This window comes from Photobacterium japonica (assembly GCF_050337005.1).
GTDB classification, from domain to species: domain Bacteria; phylum Pseudomonadota; class Gammaproteobacteria; order Enterobacterales; family Vibrionaceae; genus Photobacterium; species Photobacterium japonica.
In genome coordinates this window covers 1-11,551 of sequence record NZ_JAKJSN010000093.1, presented here as the reverse complement: position 1 = coordinate 11,551, position 11,551 = coordinate 1, and the positions used below count along the sequence as shown (strand labels likewise).

Genomic DNA, 11,551 nt, shown 5'->3' with positions numbered 1-11,551 from the left:
GGACCACAGGACCACAGGACCACAGGACCACAGGACCACAGGACCACAGGACCACAGGACCACAGGACCACAGGACCACAGGACCACAGGATCCAAAACTTGCTTTTTCTCGATACTCGCCCCTTCAGACTCGAATCTCGTGCCTGAATCGCGCTCTTCGTCTTCATATTGTTGCATGTTTGAACGTTTAGCGCTAAATGCACGGAAAATCATGTAAAAGGCGTTGACGGCAAGGTTTATGGCCGTATAATTCGACACCGTAACGTTAACCGTTATGCGCCCTTAGCTCAGTTGGATAGAGCACGTACCTTCTAAGTATGTGGTCGCAGGTTCGAATCCTGCAGGGCGCGCCATATTCAACAAAAAAGCCAGCGTTTTCGCTGGCTTTTTTGTATCTGTCGTTTGTCAAACGGCATTGTTCGTTCTCTCCTTCATGCTTCTTTTTCTTACCTTTTTCTTACCTTGTTTTCATTTATGCCATCCATGAATCCGCGTTGGCGGATGCGTAAGCATGATGGACGCTACACGCAACCACACCATCAAAAAACGCGTAGATACCACGTATCGTTGCGACTTTTTTATCATTTTGCGTGTTTGTTGCGTGAGGTAAAAATCAACAATCGGCGGTTTAATACAGCGAATAATTAAGCTCAGGGTCAAAAAATCGTAAAAGGACGCGAATTTTTTAATCTTTACACTTGTAAATGGAATTTTTGCCCCTATCTTGTGTGAAAGGTTTGATTGCGGTGCGGCCAGTCTGTCTCGACGGCAAGGCTGATGACCGTTATAATACCGCGTTTTAATTTCCGACTTCCCGGCAACATTGCCGAGAATGACAGAAATTATCAGAATTAAGGCGTTATGGTTTAGGCGTGGTAGCCTGCCATAACACGAAAGGATGCCACCGTCAGTATCGCTGATCGGCAACATCACTCAGAGAACACTGAGTAAGTTTTGAGGTTAAATATAATGCAAGTTACCGTTGAAACCACTGAAGGTCTAGAACGCCATCTGACTATCACAGTACCAGCTGCAAACATCGAAAACGCTGTAGCCGCTGAACTGAAAAAAATTGCTAAAAATCGTCGTTTCGATGGTTTCCGTCCAGGTAAAGCACCAATTAAAATGGTTGCTCGTATGTTTGGCGCATCTGTACGTCAAGACATCCTTGGTGAAGTGATGCAGCGTCACTACATCGAAGCAATCGTAAAAGAAAAGATCAACCCAGCAGGCGCACCTACTTTCACTCCAGTAGAAATCGCTGAAGGTAAAGATCTTGTTTTCAAAGCATCTTTTGAAGTGTTCCCTGAAATCGAGCTCGCTAACCTAGACAAAATTGCTGTTGAGAAACCAGCAGTAGACGTTAACGACGCAGACGTTGACGGCATGCTAGATACACTACGTAAGCAGCAAGCGACGTGGGCTGAAGTAGACGCTGCAGCTGTTGCTGATAGCCGTGTAACTATCGACTTCACTGGTTCTATCGACGGCGAAGAGTTCGAAGGCGGTAAAGCTGAAGGCTTCGCACTAGCAATGGGCCAGGGCCGTATGATCCCTGGTTTCGAAGACGGTGTTGTTGGTAAGAAAGCGGGCGAAGAGTTCACTGTAGAAGTGACTTTCCCTGAAGAATACCACGCTGAAAACCTAAAAGGTAAAGCAGCATCTTTCGCTATCACACTGCACAAAGTTGAAGCGCAAGAGCTACCTGAGCTGACTGAAGAGTTCGTTGCTAAGTTCGGTATTGAAGACGGTTCTGTTGAATCGCTAAAAGCTGAAGTACGTAAGAACATGGAACGTGAGCTGAAGCAAGCGGTTAAAGGCCGTATCAAAGATCAAGTCCTAAACGGTTTGGTTGAGCAGAACGACATCGCTGTTCCTGCTGCGCTTATCGAGCAAGAAATCAATGTTCTACGTCAGCAAGCAACTCAACGCTTCGGCGGTGATGCTGCAAACGCACCTGAACTACCACGTGAATTGTTCGAAGAGCAAGCGAAGCGTCGCGTAGTTGTTGGCCTACTTCTTGGTGAAGTGATCAAGGCTGAAGAGCTAAAAGCTGACGAAGAGCGCGTAAAAGCAATCATCGCTGAAATGGCTTCTGCATACGAAGATCCAACAGAAGTTGTTGCTTACTACGAGAAGAACGATCAGATGATGAACAACATGCGCAACGTTGCTCTTGAAGAGCAAGCAATTGACGCACTGTTGGCAAAAGCTCAGGTAACTGAGAAAGAAGTTAGCTTCAACGAGCTAATGAACCAGCCTGCTGCTTAATTGACTGAAAATACAGCAAAGATTTGACTTTACTTCAAATCTTCTGCTAACAATGGTCCGTGTGAGAGTAATTTCATTCGGGCCATTTATTTTAGGGAAATAACGTTATGAGCTACCAAGAAAGAAATGCCATGTCGCCAATCTTAGATGCGCTGGTTCCTATGGTGGTCGAGCAGACTTCGCGTGGTGAACGTTCTTACGACATCTATTCCCGACTACTAAAAGAGCGTGTGATTTTCCTGACCGGTCAGGTTGAAGATCACATGGCCAATCTAGTGGTTGCGCAGCTATTGTTCCTTGAGTCAGAAAACCCAGACAAAGACATCTTCCTTTACATCAACTCTCCAGGCGGCTCAGTGACTGCAGGTATGTCAATTTATGACACCATGCAATTTATCAAGCCAAACGTGAGCACCGTATGTATGGGTCAAGCGTGTTCTATGGGTGCCTTCTTGCTTGCCGGTGGCGCGAAAGGTAAGCGTTATTGCCTACCTAACTCTCGCGTGATGATTCACCAGCCATTGGGTGGCTTCCAAGGACAAGCATCGGATATTCAAATCCATGCACAAGAAATCCTAACGATTAAGCAGCGTCTAAACGGTCTACTTGCTGAGCATACAGGCCAGCCACTTGAGGTGGTTGAACGTGATACTGATCGTGATAACTTTATGTCTGCAGACCAAGCCGTAGAGTACGGTTTAGTGGATGCAGTTTTGAGTCAGCGTAATAGCTAAGACCGTTGTGGCCGTGCTTGGCAACCCGCGAAGCACGGAGCAAAACGACTTGAGTTGTTATACACTCAAAACAAGGCAATGATGGGGTAAAACCCGAAAAGAGGTTAGCGAATGACAGATAAGCGAAAAGAGAGTGGTAGTGGAAAACTGCTGTACTGCTCTTTCTGCGGTAAAAGTCAGCACGAAGTTCGCAAGCTGATTGCAGGCCCTTCTGTGTATATTTGCGATGAATGTGTTGATCTATGCAACGACATCATTCGTGAAGAAATCAAAGAAGTAATGCCTAAGCGTGATGGCAGCGACCTTCCGACACCACAGCAAATTCGTAAAAACCTGGATGAATACGTTATTGGTCAGGGTCATGCGAAGAAAGTGCTAGCAGTAGCGGTTTATAACCACTACAAGCGCCTTCGTAACGGCGACACGAACAGTGATGGCGTTGAGTTAGGCAAGAGTAATATCCTGCTTATCGGCCCAACCGGTAGTGGTAAAACCCTGCTGGCTGAAACACTGGCGCGTATGCTTGATGTACCTTTCACAATGGCTGACGCAACCACGCTAACAGAAGCGGGTTACGTGGGTGAAGATGTTGAAAACATCATCCAGAAGCTATTGCAAAAATGTGATTATGATGTCGCCAAAGCAGAGCGCGGTATTGTATACATTGATGAAATCGACAAGATCTCGCGTAAATCAGATAACCCATCTATCACGCGTGACGTGTCAGGTGAAGGTGTTCAGCAAGCCTTGCTGAAACTGATTGAAGGGACCGTGGCATCGGTACCACCACAAGGTGGCCGTAAGCACCCACAGCAAGAATTCTTGCAGGTTGATACATCGAAGATCCTCTTTATTTGTGGCGGCGCATTTGCGGGTCTGGATAAAGTCGTGGATCAGCGTGTTGCGACGGGTACAGGCATCGGTTTTGGCGCAGATGTGCGCTCTAAAGACGATTCTCGTACGCTGAGTGCGTTGTTTGAGCAGGTTGAACCGGAAGATTTGGTTAAATACGGCTTGATCCCAGAATTCATCGGTCGTTTGCCGGTGACTGCAATCCTTAACGAATTGGATGAGGATGCTCTGGTACAGATCTTGCGCGAACCGAAGAACGCGTTGACCAAGCAATATGCAGCATTGCTTGAGCTTGAAAATGTCGAGCTTGAGTTCCGTGATGATGCGCTTGTGGCGATTGCCCGCAAAGCGATGGATCGTAAAACGGGTGCCCGTGGCCTGCGTTCTATCGTGGAAGCGGTATTGCTAGACACCATGTATGAACTGCCTTCTGCTGAAGGTGTTAGCAAGGTTGTGATTGATGAATCAGTGATTAAAGGCGAGTCTGAGCCATTGCTGATTTATGCCAACACAGAAAACCAAGCGGCGGGTGCTGAGTAATTTTTACTCAAAACGTGCAAAAAAAAGGAGGCTTATGCCTCCTTTTTTATTTTCTGTCGGTTATCCCGTTGAATCTTTAGCGCTTGCCCCCATATACTCAGTAAAGAGATTGAACGGAAGAGAGAATAATATGAACCTGGAGCGTTCGGAACGCCTTGAGATCCCCGTTCTACCACTGCGAGATGTGGTGGTCTACCCGCACATGGTTATTCCATTGTTCGTAGGCCGGGATAAGTCAATTCGCTGCCTTGAAGCCGCGATGGATGACAACAAACAAATTTTGTTGGTGGCGCAGAAAGAAGCCGCGACCGACGAACCTTCTATCCACGATTTGTACGACGTCGGTACGGTTGCTACGATCCTGCAATTGCTGAAACTGCCGGATGGCACAGTAAAGGTGCTGGTTGAAGGCCAGCAGCGCGCAAAAGTGGACAACTTACGTGATGACGACTTCTTCAGCGCAGACGCCGAGTTCCTTGTGACCGCGGAAATGGACGAGCGTGAGCAGGAAGTATTGGTACGCACGGCAATCAATCAATTTGAAGGCTTTATTAAGCTGAACAAAAAGATCCCGCCAGAAGTACTGACGTCCCTCAATGGTATTGATGAAGCGGCCCGTTTGGCCGATACCATTGCGGCACACATGCCATTGAAATTGGCCGATAAACAAAAAGTGCTGGAAATTGTCGATGTGACGGAACGTCTTGAGTTCCTGATGGCGATGATGGAATCTGAAATTGACTTGCTGCAGGTGGAAAAACGCATCCGTGGTCGCGTCAAAAAGCAGATGGAAAAAAGCCAGCGCGAGTATTACCTCAACGAGCAGATGAAAGCGATCCAGAAAGAACTGGGTGAGCTGGATGATGCGCCGGATGAGTTCGAGTCTTTGCAGATTAAGATCGAAGAATCGAAAATGCCGGCCGAAGCGCGTGAGAAAACCGAACAAGAACTGCAAAAGCTGAAGATGATGTCACCGATGTCAGCCGAAGCGACCGTGGTTCGCGGCTACATTGATTGGATGCTGAGCGTGCCATGGCACAAGCGTTCAAAAGTGAAGAAGAACCTCGCGAAAGCGGAAGAAGTGCTCAACGCCGATCACTACGGTCTTGACCGTGTGAAAGAGCGTATTCTTGAGTATTTAGCGGTTCAAAGCCGTGTCAACAAACTAAAAGGTCCGATCCTGTGTTTGGTGGGGCCACCGGGTGTGGGTAAAACCTCATTGGGTCAGTCTATTGCTGCTGCGACCGGACGTAAGTACGTGCGCATGGCACTGGGTGGCGTACGTGACGAAGCGGAAATCCGCGGTCACCGTCGTACCTACATCGGTTCTATGCCGGGTAAGTTAATCCAGAAAATGGCGAAAGTGGAAGTGAAGAACCCGCTGTTCCTGTTAGATGAGATCGATAAGATGTCATCAGACATGCGCGGTGACCCGTCTTCTGCCTTGCTTGAAGTACTGGATCCCGAGCAGAACAACGCGTTCAACGATCACTACCTGGAAGTCGATTACGACTTGTCTGACGTGATGTTCGTTGCCACGTCAAACTCGATGAACATTCCGGGTCCGTTGCTTGACCGTATGGAAGTGATCCGTCTGTCGGGTTATACCGAAGATGAAAAGCTCAACATCGCGAAGCGCCATTTGCTGAGTAAGCAAATTCAGCGCAACGGCCTGAAGCCCGCTGAAATCGACGTGGACGACTCTGCACTGCTGGGCATTATTCGTTATTACACCCGTGAAGCGGGCGTGCGAAGCCTTGAGCGTGAAGTGTCTAAACTGTGCCGTAAAGCGGTAAAAGAAATTCTGCTTAACCCAACCACCAAACAAGTGGTGATCAATCAGGACAACCTGAAAGAGTACTTGGGCGTGCAGCGTTTTGATTACGGTAAAGCCGAAGACAGCAACCGTATTGGTCAAGTCGTTGGTCTTGCATGGACGGAAGTGGGCGGCGATTTGCTGACCATTGAAACCGAATCCATGCCAGGTAAAGGCAAGTTGACCTACACCGGTTCATTGGGTGATGTGATGCAAGAGTCCATCCAAGCGGCGATGACAGTGGTACGTAGCCGTGCGGAGCGTCTGGGCATTGCCCCTGACTTCTACGAGAAGCGTGATATTCACGTTCACGTACCGGAAGGCGCAACACCGAAAGACGGCCCAAGTGCTGGTATCGCCATGTGTACGGCATTGGTGTCTAGCCTGACCGGTAACCCGGTACGTGCGGATGTCGCCATGACCGGTGAAATCACCTTGCGCGGTGAAGTGTTGCCTATCGGCGGCTTGAAGGAAAAACTGTTGGCAGCCCACCGTGGTGGCATCAAGACAGTGCTGATCCCGAAAGAGAACGAGCGTGATTTGGAAGAGATCCCAGATAACGTGATTGCTGATCTGAAAGTGTGTCCAGTCCGTTGGATTGATGAAGTGCTCACCATTGCACTGCAGAATAATCCAACAGGTATTGAACTGGTCAACACCCAAAACAGTGACATGCAGCAAAGTTAAAGTATGAAAAAACGCTTTCAGGGACAAAATCCTTGTCAGCGTTTTTTTGTGTCGCTATAAGAGAGTCTAATTTGCCGTTAGCTCAATAATATCAACGCTTCCCCGTATTGGGGTGTTGTGTGCTGAGATAATTAGGCCTGATATATTTTTGTGTTCGTAACGCCCCTAAACAGCAGTAAAAACGGCGGCGTACGGATGGCGTTCATAGAGAGGATGAGACCGTGAACAAAACTCAATTAGTTGATCAAATTGCTGAGAATGCCGATATCTCAAAAGCGTCTGCGGGACGTGCTTTAGACGCATTCCTTGACGCAGTTTCTGATAGCTTGAAAGCAGGTGACTCAGTAGCGCTTGTTGGCTTTGGTACGTTCTCTGTTCGTGAGCGTGCGGCACGCACGGGCCGTAACCCACAGACAGGTGCTGAGATTCAGATCGCAGCAGCGAAAGTACCTGGCTTTAAAGCGGGTAAAGCGCTGAAAGATTCGGTAAACTAACCGTTGGGCCTAGCCCGTCAGTTTGTGTGAACAAACAAGCATTCCGGTTGTCCTAACAGCAACTTGGTATGGACAAAGGGCGCATCCTGAAGATGCGCTTTTTTTACTTTATATGCGTGTGTTTTTTGAGGCAAATCCGTCTTAAACCATACTCGAGCCAAGCACACTATTCTCAGGCAACGCAACTTGCCGGGAAGCATCAAATAACCAGTGAACTTGGTATTACCACGCCAGATCGAATCAGTAGGAGATACGGCAAATTATGATGGACCGTATGCGCGAAGGCGCAAGCAGCATTTGGGTCAAGATCGTGCTTGGCTTAATTATACTTTCTTTTGTTTTTGCTGGTGTGGGCGGCTACCTTGCAGGTAGTGGTCAGCAAGTGGCGGCAAAGGTCGACAGTCATGAAATCACGCAACGTGAATTTGACATGGCGTATCAGAACGAACGCAACCGCATGCAATCGCAGTTGGGTGAGTCTTTCTCTTCGCTAATGGGTGATCCTGCTTATGTGCAGCAGTTCAAACGTAGCGTGTTGGATCGTATGGTCAATGACCTATTGATCGAGCAGCGTGCGAATGAGCTGGGTCTGCGTATCAGCGATAAGCAGATTCAAAACACGATTCTGGCCATGCCAGAATTCCAGCGTGATGGTGTGTTTGATAACGAGCATTACAACGCATTGCTACGCCGTGCTGGCCTAACGCCAGATATGTTTGCTGAATCTATGCGTACCGACATGCTGCGTCAGCAGTTCTTGGCCGCGATTCAAGGTTCTGACTTTGCGTTGGCGAATGAGCTAACGGCATTGACTAAGCTTGAGCAGCAACAGCGTGAAATTCGTACGCTTTCACTCGATATTGCCACGTTCACGCAAAATGCGACCGTGACAGACGAAGAAGCGAAAGCGTTCTACGAGCAAAACCCAGCACTTTACACGCGTCCTGAACAAGTCAAAGTGTCTTATGTTGAGCTATCGGGCGACACGTTGAAGACGACACTGGATGTGTCTGATGCCGATGTGAAAGCGTACTACGATGACAACATGAGCAAGTTCGGTTCAGCAGAACAACGTCAAGTTAGCCATATCTTGGTTGAAGGCAAAAGCGACGAAGCAAAAGCGAAAGCTGACGCATTGTTGGCACAGCTGAATGGCGGTGCGGACTTTGCTGAACTGGCGAAAACGTCCTCTGACGATACCTTCAGCGGTAAAGAGGGTGGCAAGCTGGATTGGTTTGAGCGTGGTGTGATGGATCCTGCCTTTGAAGAGGCCGCATTTACACTGAACAAAGGTCAAATCTCGGGTGTTGTTGCGTCTGACTTCGGTTACCACATCATCAAGCTTGATGATGTTAAGCCATCGAAAGTGAAGCCATTTGCTGACGTACGTGATGATATTTTGGCTGAGTTGCGTGAGCAGCGTGCGGCTGAAGCGTTCTATGACCAGCAAACCGCGCTGGCTGAAACGGCATTTGAAGTGCACGACACGCTAAAAGATGCGGCAGAAGCGGTAAATGGCACAGTGCAGACGACAGACTTCATTTCAGAAGCGGATGCGCCAGAGTTGCTAAAAACACCGGCTGTTCTACAAGCATTGATGAGCTCGACGGTACGTGATAACGGTGAAAACTCAGAAGTGATTGAAGTCGGTCCTGAGCACGTTGTTGTTGTTCGTATTGATGACAGCCGCCCTGAAATGGTGCTGCCGTTTGACGAGGTGTCAGCAACCGTGAAGCAGCAGCTGGCTATCCAGAAAGGCGAAGCGCAAGCGCAAGCGAAAGCTGACGAGATCGTAACGGCGTTGCGTGCGGGTAACACGGACATCCTTGAAACGGAAGGCGTGAGCTTCTCAGCACCCGAAACCATTGCACGTGTTGGTTCTGACCGCATGATTGCACAAGAAGCCTTCAGCATGGCAAAACCTGACGCAGATAAAACCGTGTACGGTATGACGCGCGATGCTGCCGGTAATGTGATGATCATCGCACTGGATAATGTCATTGATGCGAACGTGAGTGATGTTGCAGCCAACAGCCAACTGGCGATGCAGTTAGAGCAGATGTACGCTCAGCAAGATGTGATGGCAACACTGCAAGTGCTGCGTGACACGGCTGAAGTGTCATACCCTGTTGAAGAAGACGAAACGGCAAATTAATTTGTAATTTATACGTTTGTAGACGGGCCGCCATGTGCGGCCCGTCTTTTTTTTGCTTATTTTTAGCGTAGGAATGCGATTGAGGCTTTACCCATTCTCTCCATTCCTTCAGCGAATCTCTTTGTTGGCGAACAACCGCTTGAAACACAGGCGTTTAATGTCAGGCATGGCTGCCTGATTTCAATAATAAGGAGAGAACGATGAAACGTATATTTGCTGCGATGGGCTGTGCATTATTGATGGGGATGGCATCACCGGTGATGGCTGCTGATAGCACAGACACCAAGGTCGAGAAAGTAGATAAGCATGAAGGGATTGAGATCACCGTGAATATCAATACCGCCAATGCGGAAGAGTTGGATACCTTGCTAGTGGGCATCGGCCCTGACAAAGCAGCGAAGATTGTGCAGTACCGACAGGCCAATGGGGTGTTTGCGTCGGCAGAAGCCTTGTCTCAAGTGAAGGGCATTGGTGCGGCGACTGTTGAGAAAAATCGCGCGCGCATCAAGCTGTAAGCACGATACCACGCGCCATGCAAACGAAAGAGAGTACCATGGTGGTGCTCTCTTTTTTTATGCCATGATAGCCGCTTACGAGGCGTAACGTGTACGAAGGGTTCGCCATACGACAGGGGTAAGCGCGATCACTATCCCTCCCACTAGGCCGGCAAGGTGGGCTTCCGTGGCAACCCGAGCTTGGATCAGCGATGCTGATAGGGCTGAGGCGCCGTAGACTTGCTCATATGCCACTTTCAGAATGATCCCGACTAACATCACGATCCCCAGTTTGTCTTTGGCGAGAATATCCCGACAGGCGCCCCACGCAAAGATCCCATGCAAGACACCAGAAAGCCCGACATAGTTGTGCATCGAAGAGCCGAACAGACACAGCCCAATAAACAGCGATAAACTAACAATCAGACCGGCCAACCGTGCTGCGGTTAAATGTGCACGAAAGATAAAGGTAATGATTGCCAAGGCCAGCGTGTTCATTATCATGTGTGGCCAATTGGTGTGGGTGAGGTTGCCGGTAATGAGCCGCCAGATCTCCCCGTGTACAATGGCATCGCGTTGCCAGAACAGCGCGGACGCTATCGCAGGCCATTGCATGAGTGCTATCAGCGCGATAGTGAGAATAACAAAGAGACGAATAGACAAGGCCACCTCGATGAGTCGATATTGTGAACAGTGCGGTAAAGCCAAGCAGGCATGTATTTGCCGCTGGATCCAAGTGATTGATGCTAAAACTGAACTGTGGATTTTACAACACCCTTCTGAGGTGAAACGTGCGATTGGTACGGCACGTATTTTGACATTGTCATTGCCCAACGCCAAATTATGGGTGGGTGAAGACTTTTCCACGCATGATGAGATAAACCGTTTATTGGCCGATCCTCACCGTCAAGCGTGGGTGATTTACCCAGGCGAGAACGCCACACCGATCTCCGTATTGGCTGAAGCGACAGAGCCAAATGAAGCGGAACCTGATGCCGCGGCAATAAAACGCACGTTGATCTTGCTCGATGGCACGTGGAAAAAAGCCTACAAAATGTGGCAGCTTTCAAGCAATTTACAGCAGTTGCCCGCCGTGGCACTAGATAATGCCGACGACGGTAATTACCGTATTCGTAAATCCCCGAAATCGCAGGGTGTGTCCACGGTGGAAGCGGGCTATCTGGCGTTAACGGCGCTGGATAAAGGCAACGAAGAGACATACACCCCGTTGCTTGATGCCTTTAACCAGATGATTGAGTTCCAGATCCAGCAAATGCCCGCCGGGGTGTTTGAGAAAAACTATAAATAAAGGAACGCGTGTCTAGAGGCGGGTCTCGCTGCGCTCCGAGTGTCGAGGGGCGTGAAATAGCGACCCTGTGGCCCTAAGGCCCTATGGAAAGAGCAGGAGCGAAAGTGCTTGCACCCATAAAGGGATCTGAAATCCTGCTTACAGGACCACAGGACCACAGGACCACAGGACCACAGGACCACAGGACCACAGGACCACA

General features: G+C 49.0%; 9 protein-coding genes and 1 tRNA gene. 9 read left to right on the top strand and 1 reads right to left on the bottom strand.

The window, feature by feature from the left end; genetic code table 11:
• Positions 1–276 precede the first annotated feature (276 nt).
• The 8 genes from L4C36_RS22825 to L4C36_RS22790 all read left to right on the top strand — a co-directional run bounded on the left by L4C36_RS22825 (position 277) and on the right by L4C36_RS22790 (position 10,064).
• Positions 277–353: transfer RNA gene (locus L4C36_RS22825), tRNA-Arg, on the top strand.
• A 616-nt stretch (positions 354–969) separates the two neighbouring features.
• Entirely contained in the window at positions 970–2,271 is a 1,302-nt protein-coding gene (tig, locus tag L4C36_RS22820; protein WP_428480073.1) for a trigger factor, read from the top strand.
• Between the two features lie 107 nt (positions 2,272–2,378).
• The gene (clpP, locus tag L4C36_RS22815) at positions 2,379–3,005 is read left to right on the top strand and encodes an ATP-dependent Clp endopeptidase proteolytic subunit ClpP (protein WP_428480072.1); all 627 of its coding nucleotides are present in this window, start codon (positions 2,379–2,381) and stop codon (positions 3,003–3,005) included.
• 111 nt (positions 3,006–3,116) lie between these two features.
• A complete protein-coding gene (clpX, locus tag L4C36_RS22810) occupies positions 3,117–4,397 on the top strand; it encodes an ATP-dependent protease ATP-binding subunit ClpX (protein ID WP_428480071.1) in 1,281 nt (426 codons plus the stop codon).
• A gap of 130 nt (positions 4,398–4,527) precedes the next feature.
• Complete coding sequence (lon, locus tag L4C36_RS22805) at positions 4,528–6,900, top strand: endopeptidase La (RefSeq protein WP_428480070.1); 2,373 nt, start codon at positions 4,528–4,530, stop codon at positions 6,898–6,900.
• Between the two features lie 221 nt (positions 6,901–7,121).
• The gene (gene hupB / locus L4C36_RS22800) at positions 7,122–7,394 is read left to right on the top strand and encodes a nucleoid-associated protein HU-beta (protein WP_428480069.1); all 273 of its coding nucleotides are present in this window, start codon (positions 7,122–7,124) and stop codon (positions 7,392–7,394) included.
• 262 nt (positions 7,395–7,656) lie between these two features.
• Positions 7,657–9,549 carry a peptidylprolyl isomerase gene (gene ppiD, locus L4C36_RS22795; protein WP_428480068.1) on the top strand — a complete coding sequence of 631 codons (1,893 nt, stop codon included), beginning with the start codon at positions 7,657–7,659 and terminating at the stop codon, positions 9,547–9,549.
• Between the two features lie 200 nt (positions 9,550–9,749).
• Positions 9,750–10,064, top strand: a complete 315-nt coding sequence (locus tag L4C36_RS22790) for a ComEA family DNA-binding protein (protein WP_428480067.1) — start codon at positions 9,750–9,752, stop codon at positions 10,062–10,064.
• 75 nt (positions 10,065–10,139) lie between these two features.
• On the opposite strand, the gene rrtA is transcribed toward L4C36_RS22790, so the two are convergent.
• Positions 10,140–10,706, bottom strand: coding sequence for a rhombosortase (gene rrtA / locus L4C36_RS22785; protein ID WP_428480066.1), 567 nt, complete (start codon positions 10,704–10,706; stop codon positions 10,140–10,142).
• 10 nt (positions 10,707–10,716) lie between these two features.
• On the opposite strand from rrtA, the gene L4C36_RS22780 reads away from it, so the two are divergent.
• Positions 10,717–11,352, top strand: coding sequence for a tRNA-uridine aminocarboxypropyltransferase (locus L4C36_RS22780; protein WP_428480065.1), 636 nt, complete (start codon positions 10,717–10,719; stop codon positions 11,350–11,352).
• Positions 11,353–11,551: the final 199 nt, after the last annotated feature.